Origin of the sequence: Muricauda sp. MAR_2010_75, assembly GCF_000745185.1 — a bacterium.
In the GTDB taxonomy this organism is placed as follows: Bacteria; Bacteroidota; Bacteroidia; order Flavobacteriales; family Flavobacteriaceae; genus Flagellimonas.
Genome location: NZ_JQNJ01000001.1, coordinates 1,346,870 through 1,367,099, shown reverse-complemented (window position 1 = coordinate 1,367,099; position 20,230 = coordinate 1,346,870). Strand labels below are relative to the sequence as shown.

Below are 20,230 nucleotides of genomic sequence, written 5' to 3'. Positions count from 1 at the left end.
AATCATCAATTTGCATTGCCTCCAATACCTGCTGAATACTATTTTCGAGGGAATTACCAACTTGGATCATCAAATGAGAACGTATTTCCTGTCAGGAACAACGGTTGTAATTTTCTTAGTCATTCAACTTGAGGACCGCCATAAACGCTTGCTGCGGAATTTCCACATTGCCCACTTGGCGCATCCGCTTTTTCCCTTTCTTCTGTTTTTCCAACAATTTTCGCTTTCGCGAAATATCCCCACCATAACATTTGGCCGTTACATCCTTCCTCAGGGCCTTGATGGTTTCCCTAGAAATGATTTTGGAGCCAATGGCGGCCTGTATCGGAATATCAAACTGTTGTCTGGGGATGAGTTCCTTCAATTTTTCGCACATGCGTTTACCAATGTTGTGCGCATTATCAAAATGAACCAATGCGGATAAGGCGTCCACAGGCTGGGCGTTCAAGAGGATATCCACTCGGACCAGTTTGGACACTCGCATTCCTATTGGGGAATAATCAAAAGAGGCGTATCCTTTTGAAATGGTTTTCAATCGGTCGTAAAAATCAAAAACGATTTCAGCCAAGGGCATATCAAAAATAAGCTCAACCCGCTCTGTTGTCAAATAGGTCTGGTTAACGATCTGACCCCGTTTTTCAATACAGAGCGACATCACATTTCCCACAAAATCAGATTTGGTGATGATGGTGGCCTTTATATATGGTTCCTCGACTCGGTCCAAAGTGGAAGGGTCGGGCAAATCGGATGGATTATTGACAATGACCGGGGTTTCCGTGTCCTTGGTAGTAAAAGCGTGATAGCTTACGTTGGGTACGGTGGTGATAACCGTCATATCAAACTCACGCTCCAAGCGTTCTTGGATAATTTCCATGTGGAGCATTCCCAAAAACCCGCATCGGAACCCAAAGCCCAAAGCAGCACTGCTTTCCGGCGTAAAGACCAAAGAGGCATCATTGAGCTGTAATTTTTCCATGGAAGAACGGAGTTCCTCAAAGTCTTCGGTATCCACAGGATAGATTCCTGCAAAGACCATGGGTTTTACATCTTCAAAGCCTCCAATTGGATTTTTTGTTGGGTCAACTGCATCGGTAATGGTGTCTCCCACCTTTACTTCCCGGGCATCTTTGATTCCCGTGATCAAGTAACCCACATCTCCTGCAGATATTTTGTTTTTAGGAAGTTGTCTGAGTTTTAAAGTGCCTATTTCATCCGCATAATAGGATTTTCCAGTGGCGACAAATTTTATCTTTTGTCCTTTTGTGATTTCACCGTTGATAACCCTAAAATAGGTCTCAACCCCCCGGAATGGATTATAGACTGAATCAAAAACCAAGGCTTGTAAGGGCTCATCCACGTTTCCTTTTGGAGCAGGGATACGCTCAATAATAGCGGTGAGGATGTCTTGAATACCAATTCCGGTTTTGGCACTGGCGGGAATGACATCTTCGGGCTTACAACCCAACAGGTCAACAATATCATCGGTTACTTCTTCGGGATTGGCGCTGGGTAAATCCACTTTGTTCAGCACAGGGATGATTTCCAAGTCGTTCTCCAAGGCCAAATACAGATTGGAAATGGTTTGCGCCTGAATGCTTTGGGCAGCATCAACCACCAAAAGGGCACCTTCACAGGCCGCAATGGAGCGGGACACCTCATAGGAAAAGTCCACGTGGCCGGGAGTGTCAATCAAATTTAGGATGTAGGTCTCTCCTTCATGCACATATTCCATTTGTATGGCATGACTCTTTATAGTAATACCACGTTCGCGCTCCAAGTCCATGTTGTCCAACAACTGATCTTGTTTTTCCCGTTCGGTGACTGAGCCGGTAAAATCCAATAATCGGTCTGCCAACGTACTTTTTCCGTGGTCTATATGCGCAATAATGCAAAAATTCCTAATCTTCTCCATATCAACAGATGCTCAATACAAATGGGCTGCTAAGCAACTGCAAATATAGTTGTTTTAAATACCTGAGAATGGTTTTTTGCAAATAAGAAAACAGGCCAAGCAACGCTCTAAAATATTTTCTTAGATTTGACGCTCAACCCCAACTTAAATGAAAAACCTCACCTATATTGTTTTATTGGTGTTTGTTATGGTCAACCACGTAAGTGGTCAGACCTATCAGATTACGGGAAAGGTGGTTGATGAACAAGATCAAATTATTCCTTTCGCCAATATCTTGCTTTTGCAGGCGTCCGACACTACTTTTGTAAAGGGCACTTCTGCAGATGACAATGGTTTTTTTGCCCTTACCGAAGTAGAGCCCGATCTTTATCTTTTGCAAGCCAGCTATGTTGGGAGAGGCTCAGAACCCAGAGCTTTGGATATTCGCCAAGATGTTTCCCTTGGAGCACTGTTAATTCCTTTAGAGACGAATGAGCTGGACGAGGTGGTTGTAACCGCGCAACGCCCCAAGCTGCAAAGGCTACCAGACAGACTGGTCTTTTCAGTTGAAAACACGATAGTTTCACAAGGAACAACATGGGATATCCTGAGAAGCACTCCAGGGGTTATCGTAAATGATGATAGGTTGTTGGTCAGGGGGGAAGGTGCAAGGGTATATCTGAACGGAAGAGCGGTACAATTGTCCGGCCAAGAAGTGCAAGATCTGTTACAGGGTCTTTCTGGGGTGAACATAAAATCGGTTGAGGTGATGATCAACCCACCCGCCCAGTATGATGCCGAAGGAGGACCTATTCTTAATATCATCACAAGCAAGAACATTATTCCAGGGTACAAGGGAAGCATCAATGGAACGTATACCCAAGCGGTGTTTCCCAAATTTAGTTTGGGAACCAGTCATTACTACAAAACGGACAAGCTCAACCTCTTTGCCAACTACTCCTTCAATCCCCAAAAAGAAATAAGAAAAACAGAAAAAGGAATCAATTTTATGGATGATGCCAATTCGGTTTATTCGCGATGGGATACACGGTATAATCAGATTAAAAGCACCCAATCCCATGCCGGAAGCTTTATCATGGACTATGACTTGGATGATAACAACAGCATAAACCTCACGTCCAGCTTGCTGTTCAACCCTGATCAAGAGCAACAAACGCGATTGAACAACGACATACGGAATGCCCAATATCAATTGGACTCCACCTTTACCACCTTGAACAATACCTCTATGGACAATACCAATTTGGCAGTTGACCTGAGTTATGTGCATAAGTTGAAAAAACCTGGGGCCCGATTGAGTTTTAATGGCCATTATACCAACTACAATGAACGGTCTTTTCAGAACTTGGCGTCCAATTATTTTGATTCCAGTGGGAGTTTTTTACGGGATTTTGGCTTTGATTCCGATTCGCAACAGGACATTCAGATTTATACCGGACAGGTGGATTTTTCCACACCTATGGGAAATGCTTCCATTGAAACCGGGGCCAAGGTTTCTTCCATAGCTTCCGAGAGCAATGTGGATTTTTTCAACTTTAATGGCACCAGTAATACTGTAGATTCATCCTTATCTGATGACTTTACCTATGATGAAAATGTATATGCCGCCTATTTCAGTTATGTAAAAAACTGGGAAAAATGGTCCATGAAAATGGGATTGCGGGGAGAACTCACCCAAGCAGAAGGGGTGTCCTTGACCTTGAACGAAACCAATACCCAAAATTTTTTTGAACCTTTTCCCTCCCTGTATCTTTTGTATTCGCCATCGGACAAGCACAGCTTTTCCTTTGATTACGGTAGAAATGTAGACCGGCCCAAATACAATGACCTTAACCCATTCCGGTTTTTCTTCAATGAGAACGATTACGAAGAGGGCAACCCAAGGCTGAGGCCCAGCTTCAGCAACAATTTTAACCTCAACTATACCTTTAACAGTGAATATTTTTTCGATGTGTATTATCGGGATAACGGAGCCAACATCGCCTATTTGGTCTTTCAGGACAATGACAACCAAACGTTGGTGGAGCTTAAGCAAAATGTACTGGAAAGCACATCATATGGCCTGGACTTTACTTTGAGCAAAACCATTATGCCCTCATGGTTTTTGTATGCCTACACTTCACTTTTTCACGAAGAGGAAATCTTCTTGGCGGTTGAAAGCGGAAATGTGGAATACACCAATGAAGTGGATGGGGTCTATGGCTATTTGGCCAATTATTTAACGCTCTCCAAAGATGGAAGCCTAACCGGCGAGGTTACCATGACCTATATTTCCAATTTTTTGTTTGGTTCATACATTTCTGATGAGCAGTTGAACCTTACTCTGGGATTGCGAAAATCATTGTTCAACAACAGGGCCGTTGTTTCCATTGCCGCAGAGGACCTTTTGTACAAATGGATTCCTACGTATACTTCAGCGTATCTAAATCAGGATAATTTTTATCGGAGACGAGCGGAAACCCAGTTTGTCCGAGTAGGGTTTACCTATAATTTTGGAAACTTTAGGTTACAGGACAACCAACGTGCCATCGACAAAAAAGAGCGAGATCGACTAGAATCCCAAGAGTAATGTCTTGATTATCGGGTATTTTGTACTTTTGCAATCCAAAAAAATAAAAGAATTGCCAAAAATTAGAAACATAGAACTTCCTGATTTTCCATTGTTGCTAGCGCCAATGGAAGATGTGAGTGACCCTCCTTTTCGCGCTTTGTGCAAGGAGCAGGGGGCAGATGTGGTATATACGGAGTTCATTTCTTCCGAAGGATTGATCAGGGATGCCGCTAAAAGTGTTATCAAACTGGACATTTATGAAAAGGAGCGCCCGGTGGGCATCCAGATTTTTGGTGCGGAGTTGGATTCCATGTTGCAGGCAGTGGACATCGTTGAAAAATCCAATCCGGATATCATCGATATTAATTTTGGCTGTCCCGTAAAAAAAGTGGTGTGTAAAAATGCAGGGGCAGGGATTCTTCGCGATATTCCTTTGATGGTAAAACTAACGGAGGAAATGGTAAAGCGAACCAAATTGCCCGTTACCGTAAAAACGCGATTGGGCTGGGATTCCAATTCCATAAAGATTGTAGAGGTCGCAGAGCGATTGCAGGATGTGGGGATTGAGGCTATATCAATACATGGACGCACACGGGTACAGATGTACAAGGGCGAAGCCGATTGGGGACCCATTGCGGAAGTAAAGAACAACCCCAGAATGCATATCCCCGTTTTTGGCAATGGCGATGTGGATACACCGGAAGCTGCAGTAAAAATGCGGGATGAATATGGCTTGGACGGTGCCATGATTGGGCGTGCCAGCATTGGAAACCCCTGGTTTTTTAAGGAAGTAAAGCACTATTTTAAAACCGGGCAACACTTAAACCCTCCCACCATGGAAGAGCGTGTGGAAGCTGCAAGGCGCCATTTACAGATGGCCATTGATTGGAAGGGCGAAAAATTAGGGGTTTTTGAAACCCGAAGACATTACACCAACTACTTTAAGGGGATTCCCCACTTTAAGGAATACCGTATGAAAATGGTCACCAGCGACGACGCTCCAGATGTTTTCGCTGCTTTTGATGAGGTGTTGGAAAAGTTTGGGGATTACCAGTTTGCTTAATCCATAATCAACTTTTTGGTAATTCGGCTGCTCGCAATTTTGGACGAGACAAAGCCCAATACCACAATGGTGGCCAAAACCAACAGTACATTCATAACATTAAATTCTACGGGATAGGCCAAGGAAGGAGTAATCTTCAACCAGCCAAAGAACAATTGTGAAGCAATCAACAAAGAACCGATCAAAACTCCAATAAATCCGCCCAAAGAAGTGACCAAAAGCCCTTGGATAAAGTAAATCCTGCGCAATTCCTTGAGGGTTGTTCCCAAACTGAACAGTGTTTTTGAGTTTTGTTGCTTGTCCAAAATCATCATGATGATGGCCCCCACGACATTAAAAAGTGCGATGATCAACACTAAGGTAAAAATGAGATACGTGGCCAAATTCTCGGTTTTCAGCATGCGGTGCAGGGTACTGTTCTGTTCTTGGCGGGTCAGCACAAAAACCTTATCGCCTAAAATGGTTTTGATGGAATTTTTTACCTCATCAATAGCGGCTTCACCATTCAATTTAAAATTAATGCCTGAAATTTCAGTGCTGTCCCGTTCCAACAATTCCTGAACCAAAGGGAGTTGGGCAAACACATATTTTTTATCCAGATTTTCCTCAACCGCATACACCCCACTCAACACCAAAGAGAGTTGGTTGTAGGGCTTGGAAGCATTAAGCCCCTGTGGGGCCAGTGATCCCTTACCGGGTTTGGGCACTAAAACAGTCATGGGGTTTCGGTAATTGTCAATGGGAACTCCAAGCTGGTTATAAATGCCAATGCCCATGACGCCATTATATTCCATCTCGCCCCAATTGCCAAAATAGAGGGTGCTGTCCACACCAGTTACCGATCTATAATTTCCATCTATCCCCTTAATATAGGCGATGCAGCTTTTTTCCTTGAAGGTGAGATAGGCCCGTTCTTCCAGTTCTTTGGAATAATTGGCAAGGCCTGGAACGGTTTCTAGCTCTTTTTCTTCATCAGTGTTGATGGAAAAGTACTTTCCTGTGGCAGGTAAAGCCTTTAAGTCGGGATCGAAGGTATTTGAAAAAGAGAGACTAAAGGTTTTTAGTCCAGCGAAAGCGGAAAGTACAATGAACAAGGCCGCGGACCCGATGACAATCACCAAAAAAGTGATAAAATTAATGATGTTTACCGCATTTTGGTTGCTCTTTGAGCGCAGATAACGTTTAGCGATATACAGCGGAAAGTTCAAAATCAGGATTTCTTTCGTTTATCAAGCAAATCTCGATTCTCAATAGGATTTTCATCGCCTTTGAGTGATTTTTCAATCTTGTCAATATATTCCAGGGAATCGTCCAGGTAAAAATTAAGTTCCGGAACTCGTCGCAATTGGTGTTTGGTACGCTGGGCCAAGTCATACCGAATGGCCACCTGATTGGCTTTGATACCATCCAACAATTCTTTGGCATTTTTATTGGGAAAGATGCTCACGTATACTTTGGCAATGGATAAGTCTGTGGTAACAGAAACTTTTGAAACAGAAATTAAAGTTCCTTTAAGCCCACCATCTGTAGCGGCTCTTTGCAGGATATCTGCCAAATCCTTCTGAATGATTCCCGCTATTTTCTTTTGCCTTTGTGTTTCTTCCATACTGCAAAAATAAGGGAAATACTGACTAACCTCATGATATGGTACCTTTACACCGTATAATTTTGGAAATTGAATACTATTTTCAACCAAAAAACCTAATCATGGACAAGATTGAACACATCGGCATTGCTGTGAAGAATTTGGAAGCATCGAACAGTTTGTTTGCCAAACTTTTGGGTGTTCCACACTATAAAACAGAAGAAGTGGAATCGGAAGGCGTAAAGACCTCTTTTTTTAAGTCGGGTCCCAATAAGATGGAGCTTTTGGAAGCCACGATCCCAGAAAGTCCCATTGCCAAGTTTTTGGAAAAGAAAGGAGAGGGCATCCACCACATTGCTTTTGCTGTGGATGACATTGTTGCTGAAATCAGCCGTTTGAAGAGTGAGGGTTTTGCGATTTTGAACGAAACCCCTAAAAAAGGGGCAGATAATAAATTGGTGGCCTTCTTGCATCCCAAGGACACCAACGGGGTGTTGGTAGAGCTTTGTCAGGAAATAAAAGCGGAGTAGCAGCGTTAAAACCTTGCGGTAAAGCAAAATAAACACTAATATTGCATCCGCAAAAATTGCGGGTCCTATAGCTCAGCTGGTTAGAGCACCTGACTCATAATCAGGGGGTCCCTGGTTCGAGCCCAGGTGGGACCACGGAAAACCCTTCTAAGTCATTGATTTAGAAGGGTTTGTTTTTTGACAGGGGGCATATTAGGGGGCAAAATCTAGGATGAACTTTTTTCTAGTCTGTCTTTCCACTTTTTCCAATTGGGCATTTTCTCTGATAAAAGATTATAGAATTCCTTTTTATGATTTGGAATTACCATGTGGCAAAACTCATGAATTAGTACATATTCAACGCATTTTGCAGGGGCCTTAATAACTTCTGGGTTGATTTTGATATTGTCTTTGGTATTGCAGCTTCCCCATCGCTTGGGCATTCGTTTTAGTTCAATTTTTGGTTTTTCAAATTTGTATTCCTTAAACTGAGAATATACATTGTCTGCAATTTCTTTTACTTTTTTGTCCGCATGTAAATAATACCAATAAGCCAAAACTTTTCTGACATGATCTAGACCTTCTTTTTTTATTGTTACAAGAAGTTTTCCATGTTTGAGTTTCACATCATTTTTATCTCCTTTAATAACCTTCAAAAGATAACCCTTGCCTAAATAAAAATGTGTTTCTCCTGAAACATATTTACGTTCGGGTGTTCTTGGTAAAAACTGCTCAAAAAAAGCCTGTTGTTTAACTATCCACCTACCTTTTTTTTCAACATGCTTTTTTATGTCTTTTACCGAAATATTATCTGGTGCAAATACTACTATTGAAGAATCTGGATGAACTTCAATTGTAAGCGTCTTTCTTTTAGATTGTTTTAGTTCAAAAAATAACTCTTTTGAACCATAATTGGTCAAATGCATCAATAGTTATGTTTAGCAACTTTTAAACATTTGAGAAGAATACCATCAATTTCATCAAAGGTGATTTCAAGCCCTAATTTTTTTCGATTTTCAATTAGGTAATCTTCAATGTCGTTTTCCATTTTTCTTTGAACATCCAGATTTCTTTTCCAATCCCTAATGATAGAACCTTCAACAAGTCTCGAAATACTCAACCCCATATTTGCCAGTTGATCATTTAGTCTTTCTAAGGTTTCTGTATCATGATTTTTTGACAAAACTTCATTTACTGCCCCGTAAAAGGCCCTAGCTTTTGGGTCAGACTGTAAAATTGTGGGAATTCCTTTTTGCACACCATTGACCAAGTTGTTTTTTATATTTAGTATTGACTGGAGATATTCCGATTCTTGAATTCGCCCAGCTTGGAACTCTGAAATTGTTTTTTCTATCAACTCAGAGAATTTTTTATAAAAGGCTTCATCCTCTTCCATTTTTTCAGAGATAACCTTTTTCATTTGATGTGCGATAAAATCAGCCTTAGAAGCGGGGGTTTTTCCATATGTTTCAAGGGCTTCCTCAACTTTGTCCTTTTCAAAAATGTTTAGGTCTGTGGTGAGGAGTTCAACGCTTTCAACGTCAATATAACTATCAAGAAGTTTCTTTACACGAGGTTCATATTCTTTATAGGAAATTGCCTCTGCATAGCGTAATTGAACTGAAATTCGAAGACTTTGGAACTTTTTGAGCTCACTTTTATAGAATACAATTTCTGCATCGGAAAATGTTATATATAATTCGTCAGAGGCTAAGGCTGTTTGAAGTGTACGGGCAAATATGGAAACCCTGTCATAAAATTCATCCCTTATGTCTTTGGCAGATATATGACGTTCTAAGGTCTCAATATCATTCTTGTTATAAACGCCTTTAAAAACATCCCAAACATTGGCATGTGTAACAGGAACCTTGGCTATGACCTCTCCAATATCGGTAACCGCATTGGTCAGGTCTTCTTCATCAAAATCTTCCAATGCACTATATTCTGTTAAGGCTTCATCCAGTTTACCAAGAACACCGATATAATCAATAATATGGCCGTGTTCTTTGCCATTAAACAATCTATTAACCCGGGCAATTGCCTGTAACAGATTATGGGCTTTCAACGGCTTTGCTAGATACAATACAGTATTCCTCGGAGCATCAAAACCTGTCAATAGTTTACTTACTACAATGATTATTTCAACTTCTTTAGAATCGTCATTGAATTTTTCGATGACCCAATTTTCATAAGTTTCTTGGTCACGATATTTTTCCAATAACTGATTCCAATAGGCAACGGCCTCGCTACTACTCTCGCTCCAAACATCTTCATTATCCTTTCTGTCATCCTTAGGAGTAAAAACTACCTTTGTATTTATGTTTAAACTGGCATCAGTCTGCGATTCAAAATACTTTTGATATTTGATTGCAGTATCGATTTTAGGAACAGCTAATTGGGCCTTAAAACCTGTGCCCTGCCAGTTCTGCACAAAATGCTTTGATATATCGTATGCAATTTCCTCTATGACATGGTCGGCTTCATAGATTTTTGAAATGGAAGAAAATTTTCTTTTTAGGTCTTTTTGAGCTTCTTCACTTAACGGGGCAGAAAGACGTTCAAAGCCTTTGTCTATTTGAGCTTTGTTTATAGTTAATTTTGCGGATCTACCTTCGTATAAAAGAGGTAGAACGGCCCCGTCTTTCACTGCTTGGTCTATGGTATACTTATGGATAAAGCCTCCAAATTTTTTGGATGTACTTTTTTCAGATTTCATCAGAGGGGTTCCAGTGAATCCAATGTAGGCCGCATTTGGAACGATTCTCTTCATGTTTGCATGGGCCAGACCGTATTGGCTTCGATGGCTTTCGTCAACCAGAACGAATATATTTTGCGATGTGTCCTTAAATGATTTTTTAGTGGCTACTTTGAATTTATCAATTATAGTGGTTATGATTTCATTACTTCTATCTTGAAGTATCTCAACCAAATCATTTCCGCTTTTGGCCTTTTTTACGCTCTTCCCACAATTGACGAAGGTTTTGAAAATTTGTTTGTCAAGATTGATTCTATCGGTAACCACAATAACCCTTGGCGATTCAATTGAAGGTTCCAAGGCCAGTGCTTTTGAGAGCATGACCATTGTCAACGATTTTCCGCTCCCCGTGGTATGCCAAATAACTCCCCCTTTTCTATTACCTTCTTTGTCCTTTTGCTTAATACGGGTCAGTGTTTCCTGAACGGCAAAATATTGCTGGTACCGACAAACCTTTTTGTGAGGCCCATCGTAAACGATGTACTTGTAGACGATGTCAAGTAACCTGTTTGGATTACAAAGGGCATAAATACTTTTATCCTGTTCTGTTGCCAATCTATTTTCCGGAAGCGTGCTATTTGTCGTTTTTGACAATAACTTGGATACTTCCTTTTCAACGTTTTCTTTCCAAACCGACCAGAATTTGGCAGGAGTTCCCGTGACGGCATATTTCACCTCATTGGGCTGAACTGCGAGTAAGAGTTGCGCATAATAAAACAGCTTGGGAATGCCTGTTTTGGGCTTTTGGTTTCGGATATTTTGGGAAATACCTTCTTCTAATGATTCGTTTTTATCCCGCCGTTTGTTTTCGATGACTACAAAAGGGATTCCGTTTACAAATAGCACCAGGTCCGGACGTCGCTTCCCTTTTAATCCTTCAATCTCAAATTCATCTGTTACATGAAAAACATTGTTACCCGGTTTTTTCCAATCAATATAATTTATGGTATAAGCCTTGCGGTCACCCTGAACGGTTTCATTAAAACTTTTTCCCAAGGTCAATAAATCGTAAACACGTTCATTGGTTTGCACCAATCCTTCATAAGGAACATTTTTTAAAGCGTTTATTGCTCCCTGAATACTTCCTCTTGAGAATTTATAGGACTCCCTTTTATATTCAAAACTATTAATGGCGTGAAGCCTCTCCTCCAAAATATCATCCAATAATACATTTGAGAACATTTCTCCTCTAGCTTTAAAAGCTTCATCGGGAGAAATGTATTGCCACCCTATTTTTTTTAATAGGGACAATGCGGGCAATTGTGAATCTTGATATTCTTTATAGTTTATGTTCATTTTTACCAATGGTTTAGTGCGTACTGAACCCCTCTATGTACAGTGCCTATAGAGAGTTGCAGTTGAAACAATCCATTTTGGGGAATTGAAATATTTTTTGGGGAATAGAAAAGTATATTCATCCTTTTTATATTTTTTATTCAAAATCACTATAACACCTTGTTTATAGGTTGTTTCAATGGATTATCTGTAAAAGCACTTTTAACTACTTCATTAATTTTAAGATCTTCTTTAGGTAATTCAATTCTTGTTTTAGGGAATTGATCTATACTTTAATCTAGAATAGCTTTAATATCATTTGGATCTTTAATTCCTCGTATAAGTCTATAATAAGTACCACTACCAGCTCCCTCCTTGGTAATTACTTTATCAATTAATTTGTCTATTAAATATCTAACCTGGTCCCTATTTAGATCTTTATCAAAAACTGAAATGAAATCTCCCATCTTTGCCTTGTCTTGGTGTTTGAACACTTCCAAAACCCTTTCCAGATCGATTATTCTAAACCCTCCTATTTCCGGACTTTGATTTTTAAGAGAATAATATTCTTCAGAAAGAACATATCTATCACTGGCATTACCCCCTGTTTTTGTAACATTACCGTGTTCATATAAGCCATGTAGGACACTCTCTTCGACCAATTCCGACTTTCCTTCTTTTACATGGAACAATCCTATGACCTCATAGGTGCCCATTTTGTTATGTTCATCCCTTGCGCTTTGTACTCCTTCTATAAAAGCTGCAAAAGCCTTGTCTTCAACTTCGCCATGTATGGTCAGCTCTACTTGAAACATATCCGTTTTAGAGTAGTCCGGTTCAGGTTTTCCTTCTGAAAGGGTAATCCTATATATTTTGTCCACTCCTTGTCCTGAACGTTCAACCAGACCTGTTTTTTGTAGTATGTCCGTCAATAAACGACTCCTGGGAACGCTACTAACCTTTATAAGATTTTCAAGGGTAACCCCTTTTGGAAAACCTCCGGCATTTAATATGGTAATACGGTCTGGAAACTGCTTAATGACCGTCTCACTTTGAATGGAATAATCCCTGTGCGCAATGGCATTGAGTACCGATTCTCGTATCACTTCCTCATTGAAATAGGGAAGGTCAAATTTATAAGGGCCTTCATCAATTTTATTTTCCCTGTTACGAGCGTTCAGATGATTCCAAATCTTATCGATGGCCACAAACAATGGTTCCAAAAACACTTCCCGTTTATCAAAATGGATTTGATTAGGCGATTGCCTAAACTCTATATTGACTTGTGCGTTGGGCAAATATTTTTTTAAAGCCTCGTTTTTGCCCAACAAAATCAAGGATGCATAGGTAAGTCCTTCGGTAGTGCCTAGGCTCAGGTCATTCAAAACTTGTTCGGTAGGTAATTTTTCAAATGCAGGGTTGTTCTGTTTACGGGCGTATTTCTCCTTTAAGATAGTTATGGCTTCTTCATCCAGGTCTCCCATTGATAACCCTTTGCATATTAGGGCCGAAAAGTCCGGTTCTTGTTCCGATAAAATTTTAAATACTTCTTCATCTGACATATTTCGTAGACTATCCCCTGTTCTCATTAGGGGTACGCCTTCAAATTTCAAGGTTCGTCCAAGAGGTCTAGATGGAATTTCGGTTACTACTACCCGATTTTCATTTTCGTCGAATAGCTCTTCAATATGTACACGAATACCCAAATGCGCATAAACGGCATCTTCCAATGCCCCAATTTTCCCCTCAGCAAAATCACTGCCCACCACGGTATGTGGTACTTTATCTGCCATTCCCAAAACCAGATGTCCGCCACCTTCATTGGCCAATGCCACTATATAACCCAGATAGCATTTTCTCCTATCTTTTTGTTCGGTATGGCTACCACCGTTCCAAGGAAAATTGGTTCGAGCTTCTTTAAACTCGACCCTGTTCTCTGATTCCTTTAGTTTTTGTAATTCTGTAATGGTCATAGCTCATTTGTTTCCAGAAATCTGACTTTTCCATTATTCCATTCAATGATTGTTTCGTAATTAAAACTTTCACTGTCATAATAATGAATTTTAATTCTAAAATAAGTTTTTGTAGGGTGAGCAGCGGTATTACCTGATAATTGTATGTATCCGTCTTTTTTTATTGGAATATCCTGATCCCACTCTTGAAGCCAAAAAGCACCCTCTCCTTCAAGAGTTTCAAATCCTTTATAGAAAGCGATTTCACCTCGATTATCCAATTTAATGTGGATTGTCTGATCCGTGCCATTATAACCGCTTCCATTGCTCCATAAATGTGGTTTAACGGTCATTCGCACTCTTTTTTCAAATAATTTGTTCAACTTAATCAATTCGTTTATTTGATTTTGTTGCCCCTCAATTTGTTGTTGTTGAAGATTGATACGTTGTTGCTGCTCTTCGTCTTTTTTGAAAAGTTTCTTTATTGAAGATACACTCGATAACATTGCAATAACCGCAGCAACTGCCGCAATCCAAAGCCCCCAGTATTCAATCCCACTTAAAGGTTCTTGTTTAGTGTAAACAACAATTTCATTATCTGGTAAAATAAGGTGTTGCTTAAGGTCCAGTGAAATGGTATCATTTAAAGTGATAACCGTATCGGCAACAATCCCCGATTGTGTATTTTTAAGAATAGCAATATTGTCTTGCATTTTATTTGGCTTCTTCTTTAATTCTTTTATGAGGTTTGAATGGATGCTCCCATTTTCCAGTGATTAAATAAAGTTCGTAAAAAACAAACCATTCTAAGGTCCAAGGTATGATGGTGTCGAATAAATGATGCTTTCTGAAATCCCAGTAAAAATTATCGGTTTCTGAATGGTATAAACAAAGGCTGTTGTCCTTTGGAAACATATGTATATCATCATTATATTCAATAGCTGGATTAACCACTAAAACCTTGGGACTGTTGATTCCATCATATAGTATTTCAATTTCATATTCCCTTGACATTTCGGTGGGTTTGACAATGCCTTTACACTTAAGGTGGTTTTTGTTTATTGAGCATTTTAAAAACTCATAATTAGCTTCAATGGTTTTTTTCTCCCTTGAGAGGATGAATCTAGTATAGGGATTAATTTCCCTACCGTTGAATCTATTACGATGATATTTACTGCCCGCCATAGTTGGTATGGGGTTTGTTTTTCACCCCCGTGTTATCTGTTGAAATTCTTCCGGTACTATCAGAAAATGCGTTATCGCTTAAAACTGCAGCCGAAATAGCCCTTAAAGAAGCTTCTTTTGCATCGACATCTTCGTCGGCACCCAATGGAAATTTGTCGCCTAAGTGTTTCCTCCAGAGTTTGCTTGCCCTTAGTTGGTTGGGTTCGTCATCAACAGCTTTTTTGGCGTCTTGTATAAAATCATCGAGATTGTTCAGGAAATTAGATTTTCTCGTTGCATCATAATTCTCGAAAAGGTCATCATAAGGGGTAGCAGGTACAATGCATTCAAATTTGCCATCTAACGTTTTTTGAATTTTGATTAAAGTATCCTTCAATGCCACATCATCCCTTTCATTGGGTTGAAGGTTTTCTGCACCGAGAATGGTCATTGCCAACCCACTAGGCATTTTGTTGCGCTTGTGGTCTCCCCATCCTTTCAGGTGTTTTACGATTCTTTTGAGTTGTTCATTTTTCTTTTTTTCCTTTTTGTACCATTCCACAACATCTTTCGGGTCGCTTTCTTCAAACCCTTCGTTTTTTATGGTCAAAGAAGGATGTTCATCGCCATCAGGGAAAATATAGACAGGAAAATCTATATGATAATCTGCCTTGTAAATAACCCTGAGACATTTCGATCTATGTTCTACAGGGGTACTAGTGGCTCCATCAAGCGCGTCTTTAACCCATTTTTGCAGTGTGGTTGCTGTTACATCTGCTTCACGTTTAAAATAAACCCCATCGTCCAAATCACATTCTTCATCCTTTGTCAAAATAGTGGTCCCCATTTTATAGGACCCTTGAATATAGAACTCTGGTTCGTATTCGGGATGATTCTTTTTAAAATGGTTCCGAATCCTATCCCTAAGGGTTTCCTTTGAACTTTTAAGTCTCTTTTTCTTTTCGCTAGGTATTTTTAGATTTTCATTGTAATCCAAAAACAATTTATTACAGTTTGCCATGGTTTCTTTTTTTTGTTCTTATTTTTTAGGTTGTAGTCAAGTTGCTGACACAAAATGTGTCCAGCACATATTTTCCTTCATATTGAAAAATTCGAGCCGATTTTTCGACAAGTTTATTTAGTTTATTTGGGTCCGTATCGTCCATCTCCACTTTGAAATTATGGTTGAATTCTAGATCTACTCTTTTATAGATGAAATCATCATTAAACCGATGCAACAATTCAACCGAATTATGCACGAGCTGGGCTTGACTTTGCATGAACATTTCTATAATCCTTTTTTTCGCAAGCCAGTAAAGTACGGGCCATATCTTCTTTTTCTTTGCTTCCTCGTACTTGTATTGTCCTGTGCCTAGGGATAACAATTTTATATTTTCCAATTTCTGCTCCAACCTTGTGGTTGCCTCAATAATCCCTAACATACTTGGGTTGTTAGCATATACTCCTCCATCAACTTTATTGGAAAAGTCTTCAATAGTGCCTGAATCTATTCGGGTGAATTGGTTCGAGTAGGCGTTAAAATAGGTTGGTGCCGCAGAAGTTGCCATTGCGACCATATACATTGGAACGTGTTTGTCTATAATTAAATCCGATGTGTGAGGAGTCTTTAGAACTTGGGTGCTACCATCTACAAGGCTGTAGGTTGGAATTAACAATCTTGTGCGTTTTAGGGCATCCGCTATTCTAGGATGGTCATCCGTGTCATGGTTCTGTTTAAAAATGTCTTTTAGAAGACCCTCTAATGGTTTATTATCATAAAAAGGCCTCTTAATAATATTCCAGTTTTTTGAGCCAAATATTTTCTTTGCATTTTCTTGGTATAGCTTCAGGACTTCTTTGGCAGGAATACCCAAGGATAAAGCCAGGGCTATGATTCCCCCAGTAGACGTTCCGCAAATAAGGTCAAAATGTTTGTGAATGTTACCCGGTCCAATTTCTTCCTCTAAACATGTAAGAAACTTAGCAGGGAAAACGCCCTTGATCCCACCGCCATCAATAGATAATATTTTAAAAGGTTTCTCAGCTTCCATATTACTTAAACTTTTACACGTATTTCACCGGTCAACAACTTTTGCATTAGACCCTGTTTTTGTTTTTCTAGATTTTTTAAATGTTCTTTTAGCAAGGTTATTTCTTGGTCGGCTGAAGAAAGGACTGAAGCTATTTTATTTTGTTCTTCTTGAGAAGGTAGATGTATATGGCAATGACCTATTTCCCCTAGATTAATTTTTTTTGGAAATGCTACATGTATTGTCCTTTTGAATAACTCTTTTTGAAAAAAAGTAGATTGGATAAACTGTTCTAAGAATTCAGGTTTTATCCTTTTGCTTTTCTTAATTAAAGAAAGACTCACATAGAATGAAGCTCGAACATCCCAGTTCAATAGTTTTGGGGTTCCAATATCTCCGATTCTTGTCATTAAAATATCTCCTTTTTCCAACACAACTCGCTCATTTTCTTTTTCAAAAACGGATTCGGATATGTACTTGGTTTTTTGAAAATCATCATTGGAAACATTTTCTACGCTATAAAACGGTATTCCTCTAGCTACATATTTAGGCGTTGAATGGGTTCCGTCATATATCTCTGTTAATTCTCCAAGTTTAAATTTGTCCCACTCCCCATCAAATCCCTTAAACCGCTTCTTCCCCGTCAACAACTGTTGCATCAAACCCTTTTTAAGCTTTTGTTTTTGTGAAATGAGGGCTTCTTGTTTGGCAATGGCCTTGTCCCAGGTGGCCAATATTTTGGCTATTTTTTGTTGTTCGGGGAGGGGTGGGAGTACAATATTGAACTTTTGAATATTGGTTTTCGAAATGCCATAGACCTTACTGCCCGTGGCAATTACCTTAAGTTGTTTTTTTACGTTCGGGTTTTTAAAAATATAGGCCCTAAAACCTATGGCAGTCAAGCCTTTTTTGTCCCTTAAGGCAAATGTGTGCAAACCACTTATGGCTTTGTTGTCTTCTAGGTTTACCAATTCAATAGCCGTGCCGATACCTTCGTAATCTTCCGAGGCATCAGCAATGACAACATCCCCGTTCTTTAGATACTGAATGTTTTTTGGCAATACTATGTCATTGTTCAGTCTTGGTATTTCATCTATAGATTTAAAATCTAAAATCGGCTCATTGTAAGTAGCATGTATATCTCCGTAATGAATATAAAAGACTTTGTTATCCTCTTCGTAATTTAACTGATTTCTTGAATACGAGGTGGTGGTCAAGAAGTCAAAAACATCATTTATAGATTGGGTTGTCCAGCCCTTTGGCATATGCCCTAATTTGGATTTTTTATGTTTTGCCATTATTTGCATTATAATCCCAGTTCTTTTAGATAGCCGTTCATTTCGGCCCTAACATCCAACAACTCCTTTTCCAAGCTATCTATCTCTTCTTGTACCGCGGCAATATCAACAGGTTCTTCGTCCTCAAAGGTGTCCACATACCTGGGTATGTTCAGGTTGTAGTCATTATCCGCTATATCCTTTGGTTCAACTATCTCACTATACTTGTCAATCACCTTAAAATTTTTGTAAGTGTCCACGATTTTGGCAATGTCCTGTTCCCTAAGGGTATTCTGTTTTTTGCCGTCTTGATAATCCTTACTGGCATCAATAAACAGCACTCGATTGTCTTTTTTGGCCTTGTTGAATACCAAAATGGCTGCTGGAATCCCCGTACCGTAGAAAAGGTTTTGTGGCAGGCCAATAACGGCCTCCAATAAATTTTCCTCGATCAGCTTTTGGCGAATCTTGCCTTCGGCACTTCCTCTAAATAGCACCCCATGGGGTACAATCACTCCTACTTTTCCCGTTGGCAAGGTGGTTTCGATCATATGCAGGATAAAGGCATAGTCGCCTTTAGATTTAGGGGGCACTCCTCTTAAAAAACGCTTATATCTATCGGCCTCCGCATTTTCGTATCCCCATTTGTCCAAGCTAAAAGGTGGGTTGGCCACTACCACATCAAACTTCATCAATGAACCCCCTTCAATTAACTGTGGGTTGTTAATAGTATCACACCATTCAATCTGTGCGGAATCCATACCGTGTAAAAAGCAGTTCATTTTACTAAGTGCCCAGGTGTCTCCATTGCTTTCCTGACCGTAAAGGGCAAAATTGTGAGTAGGTTTACCCTCTTTATCTGTTGCTTCTTCGGCTACTTTTATTAATAGGGAGGCAGAGCCACAGGTTGGGTCGCAAATTCTGGCACCCTCTTCTGGGGCCATCAATTTCGCCAAAAGGCCGGAAACCTCTTTTGGAGTAAAAAATTCCCCACCTTTCTTACCTGCCCCAGAGGCGAACCGTTCCAAGAGGTACATATAGGCTTCGCCAAGAATATCCTGTTTATCATCCCACAATGAGGGTCTAAAGTCTAGCTCTGGCTTGGCAAAATCATTAATTAAGTTCTTTAACCTTCGATTTCTGTCCTTGGTTTGCCCTAGTTTATCAGAGTTGAAACTGATGTTACGAAAAACCCCATCTAATTTTTCAAGGTTTTTTTCTTCTATCTGAGCCAATACCTTGTCAATCTTCTCCCCAATGTCACTATCGTTCTTGTGTTCGTTTAAGTAATCGAAGGTGCAGTTTTCGGGTAGTACAAAACGCTCGCGATTTAACTTCCTTTGAATTAACTCTTCATTGTCGCCGTATTGTTCTTTGTAAGCTTGGTAGGTATCTTTCCAAACGTCGCTCAGGTATTTGATGAACATAAAAACCAGAATGTAGTTTTTGTATTCAGAAGAATCGAACGCGCCTCTAAATGTGTCACAAGCATTCCAAAGCGTTTGGTTGATTTGTTCTTGGGTTGGCCTTTTTATATCGTTCATTTTGAAATGGATTTAAGTAGTTGTTGTTGGGTTTCTATATTTTTTAACTCAGTTATTCTATGGTAGATATTCTGCTCCTTGTTGTTAAGCTCGGCAATCTTTGCGATCAACATTTGTTTCTCAATTGTAGGAAGTTCAATGGGCATCTGTTCCACGGTAGATTTATTGATATTGGGCACGTAGGTGCCCATTTCATTTGTCTTTAAATAAGTCTGAATTTTTTTCTGGTTGATATACCAAGCGATATACGGTGGGTAGGCCACCGATTTATCTACCCGTATGACGAACAGGGAAGATGAGGCAATGGATGGGAAATCATCCTTTTTGTAAAACGAAAGGGCGTAATTGTTGCTCCCTTTGGAGATGAACAATATATCGCCGGAGTTAAGAATGTACTTTTTTTTAATCTTGGTTCCGTCAACAGTATAACAATCCTCGCCAATGGAGGTATAGTTGTTTTCAAAATCTTTAAGTTGAATAACCCTTATGTTACCATTAGGGTCGTTCTTGATTTTTTCCCTAAAGGAAAAACCGGAGGAGACACTTTTTGAAATCGTTTTTAATGGAACTTTTTTTAACATTGCCTAAAATTGCATAATATCTTTGATGCAAA

The 20,230-nt window shown here is 39.7% G+C and carries 16 protein-coding genes and 1 tRNA gene; 4 read left to right on the top strand and 13 right to left on the bottom strand.

Features of this window, described 5'->3' with window-relative positions:
• Positions 1 to 115: 115 nt before the first annotated feature.
• A complete protein-coding gene (gene lepA, locus FG28_RS06125) occupies positions 116 to 1,912 on the bottom strand; it encodes a translation elongation factor 4 (protein WP_036380828.1) in 1,797 nt (598 codons plus the stop codon).
• Positions 1,913 to 2,060: 148 nt separating this feature from the next.
• Between lepA and FG28_RS06120 the strand changes: the two genes are divergently transcribed.
• Together FG28_RS06120 and dusB are read left to right on the top strand one after the other, a co-directional pair.
• The gene (locus FG28_RS06120) at positions 2,061 to 4,481 is read left to right on the top strand and encodes an outer membrane beta-barrel family protein (protein ID WP_036380826.1); all 2,421 of its coding nucleotides are present in this window, start codon (positions 2,061 to 2,063) and stop codon (positions 4,479 to 4,481) included.
• A gap of 52 nt (positions 4,482 to 4,533) precedes the next feature.
• Positions 4,534 to 5,526, top strand: a complete 993-nt coding sequence (gene dusB / locus FG28_RS06115; RefSeq protein ID WP_036386220.1) for a tRNA dihydrouridine synthase DusB — start codon at positions 4,534 to 4,536, stop codon at positions 5,524 to 5,526.
• Here dusB and FG28_RS06110 read toward each other — a convergent pair.
• A complete protein-coding gene (locus FG28_RS06110; protein ID WP_036380823.1) occupies positions 5,523 to 6,734 on the bottom strand; it encodes an ABC transporter permease in 1,212 nt (403 codons plus the stop codon). The genes dusB and FG28_RS06110 overlap by 4 nt on opposite strands.
• 2 nt (positions 6,735 to 6,736) lie before the next feature.
• Positions 6,737 to 7,132, bottom strand: a complete 396-nt coding sequence (gene rbfA / locus FG28_RS06105) for a 30S ribosome-binding factor RbfA (RefSeq protein WP_036380820.1) — start codon at positions 7,130 to 7,132, stop codon at positions 6,737 to 6,739.
• A gap of 101 nt (positions 7,133 to 7,233) precedes the next feature.
• On the opposite strand from rbfA, the gene mce reads away from it, so the two are divergent.
• Positions 7,234 to 7,641, top strand: coding sequence for a methylmalonyl-CoA epimerase (gene mce / locus FG28_RS06100; protein WP_036386218.1), 408 nt, complete (start codon positions 7,234 to 7,236; stop codon positions 7,639 to 7,641).
• Positions 7,642 to 7,702: 61 nt separating this feature from the next.
• Positions 7,703 to 7,776 (top strand) — tRNA-Ile (locus FG28_RS06095).
• A gap of 71 nt (positions 7,777 to 7,847) precedes the next feature.
• Here FG28_RS06095 and FG28_RS06090 read toward each other — a convergent pair.
• The 10 genes from FG28_RS06090 to FG28_RS06045 all read right to left on the bottom strand — a co-directional run bounded on the left by FG28_RS06090 (position 7,848) and on the right by FG28_RS06045 (position 20,198).
• Positions 7,848 to 8,546 (bottom strand): M48 family metallopeptidase, encoded by a 699-nt coding sequence (locus FG28_RS06090; protein WP_036380817.1) that lies wholly within the window; start codon positions 8,544 to 8,546, stop codon positions 7,848 to 7,850.
• Positions 8,546 to 11,671, bottom strand: a complete 3,126-nt coding sequence (locus FG28_RS06085) for a type I restriction endonuclease subunit R (protein ID WP_036380814.1) — start codon at positions 11,669 to 11,671, stop codon at positions 8,546 to 8,548. Before FG28_RS06085 ends, FG28_RS06090 begins: the two co-directional genes overlap by 1 nt.
• A 272-nt stretch (positions 11,672 to 11,943) precedes the next feature.
• Complete coding sequence (locus tag FG28_RS06080) at positions 11,944 to 13,623, bottom strand: ATP-binding protein (RefSeq protein ID WP_051947196.1); 1,680 nt, start codon at positions 13,621 to 13,623, stop codon at positions 11,944 to 11,946.
• Positions 13,620 to 14,315 carry a hypothetical protein gene (locus FG28_RS06075; protein WP_036380811.1) on the bottom strand — a complete coding sequence of 232 codons (696 nt, stop codon included), beginning with the start codon at positions 14,313 to 14,315 and terminating at the stop codon, positions 13,620 to 13,622. Before FG28_RS06075 ends, FG28_RS06080 begins: the two co-directional genes overlap by 4 nt.
• Before the next feature lies 1 nt (position 14,316).
• Complete coding sequence (locus FG28_RS20580) at positions 14,317 to 14,787, bottom strand: hypothetical protein (RefSeq protein WP_156102216.1); 471 nt, start codon at positions 14,785 to 14,787, stop codon at positions 14,317 to 14,319.
• The gene (locus FG28_RS06065; protein WP_036380808.1) at positions 14,774 to 15,787 is read right to left on the bottom strand and encodes a cyclic GMP-AMP synthase DncV-like nucleotidyltransferase; all 1,014 of its coding nucleotides are present in this window, start codon (positions 15,785 to 15,787) and stop codon (positions 14,774 to 14,776) included. Before FG28_RS06065 ends, FG28_RS20580 begins: the two co-directional genes overlap by 14 nt.
• A gap of 25 nt (positions 15,788 to 15,812) precedes the next feature.
• A complete protein-coding gene (locus FG28_RS06060) occupies positions 15,813 to 16,817 on the bottom strand; it encodes a CBASS cGAMP-activated phospholipase (protein ID WP_051947194.1) in 1,005 nt (334 codons plus the stop codon).
• Positions 16,818 to 16,822: 5 nt separating this feature from the next.
• The gene (locus FG28_RS20000; protein ID WP_197062555.1) at positions 16,823 to 18,094 is read right to left on the bottom strand and encodes a restriction endonuclease subunit S; all 1,272 of its coding nucleotides are present in this window, start codon (positions 18,092 to 18,094) and stop codon (positions 16,823 to 16,825) included.
• An 8-nt stretch (positions 18,095 to 18,102) separates the two neighbouring features.
• Positions 18,103 to 19,617 carry a type I restriction-modification system subunit M gene (locus FG28_RS06050; RefSeq protein ID WP_036380805.1) on the bottom strand — a complete coding sequence of 505 codons (1,515 nt, stop codon included), beginning with the start codon at positions 19,615 to 19,617 and terminating at the stop codon, positions 18,103 to 18,105.
• A complete protein-coding gene (locus FG28_RS06045; RefSeq protein WP_036380802.1) occupies positions 19,614 to 20,198 on the bottom strand; it encodes a restriction endonuclease subunit S in 585 nt (194 codons plus the stop codon). Before FG28_RS06045 ends, FG28_RS06050 begins: the two co-directional genes overlap by 4 nt.
• Between the last annotated feature and the right edge of the window lie 32 nt (positions 20,199 to 20,230).

Coding starts and splice junctions, on each gene's coding strand:
- FG28_RS20000 (WP_197062555.1), bottom strand. CDS start 18,094: ATGGCAAAACATAAAAAATCCAAATTAGGGCATATGCCAAAGGGCTGG.
- rbfA (WP_036380820.1), bottom strand. CDS start 7,132: ATGGAAGAAACACAAAGGCAAAAGAAAATAGCGGGAATCATTCAGAAG.
- FG28_RS06090 (WP_036380817.1), bottom strand. CDS start 8,546: ATGCATTTGACCAATTATGGTTCAAAAGAGTTATTTTTTGAACTAAAA.
- FG28_RS06120 (WP_036380826.1), top strand. CDS start 2,061: ATGAAAAACCTCACCTATATTGTTTTATTGGTGTTTGTTATGGTCAAC.
- FG28_RS06085 (WP_036380814.1), bottom strand. CDS start 11,671: ATGAACATAAACTATAAAGAATATCAAGATTCACAATTGCCCGCATTG.
- FG28_RS06065 (WP_036380808.1), bottom strand. CDS start 15,787: ATGGCAAACTGTAATAAATTGTTTTTGGATTACAATGAAAATCTAAAA.
- FG28_RS06080 (WP_051947196.1), bottom strand. CDS start 13,623: ATGACCATTACAGAATTACAAAAACTAAAGGAATCAGAGAACAGGGTC.
- lepA (WP_036380828.1), bottom strand. CDS start 1,912: ATGGAGAAGATTAGGAATTTTTGCATTATTGCGCATATAGACCACGGA.
- FG28_RS06045 (WP_036380802.1), bottom strand. CDS start 20,198: ATGTTAAAAAAAGTTCCATTAAAAACGATTTCAAAAAGTGTCTCCTCC.
- FG28_RS06060 (WP_051947194.1), bottom strand. CDS start 16,817: ATGGAAGCTGAGAAACCTTTTAAAATATTATCTATTGATGGCGGTGGG.
- FG28_RS20580 (WP_156102216.1), bottom strand. CDS start 14,787: ATGGCGGGCAGTAAATATCATCGTAATAGATTCAACGGTAGGGAAATT.
- FG28_RS06075 (WP_036380811.1), bottom strand. CDS start 14,315: ATGCAAGACAATATTGCTATTCTTAAAAATACACAATCGGGGATTGTT.
- FG28_RS06050 (WP_036380805.1), bottom strand. CDS start 19,617: ATGAACGATATAAAAAGGCCAACCCAAGAACAAATCAACCAAACGCTT.
- mce (WP_036386218.1), top strand. CDS start 7,234: ATGGACAAGATTGAACACATCGGCATTGCTGTGAAGAATTTGGAAGCA.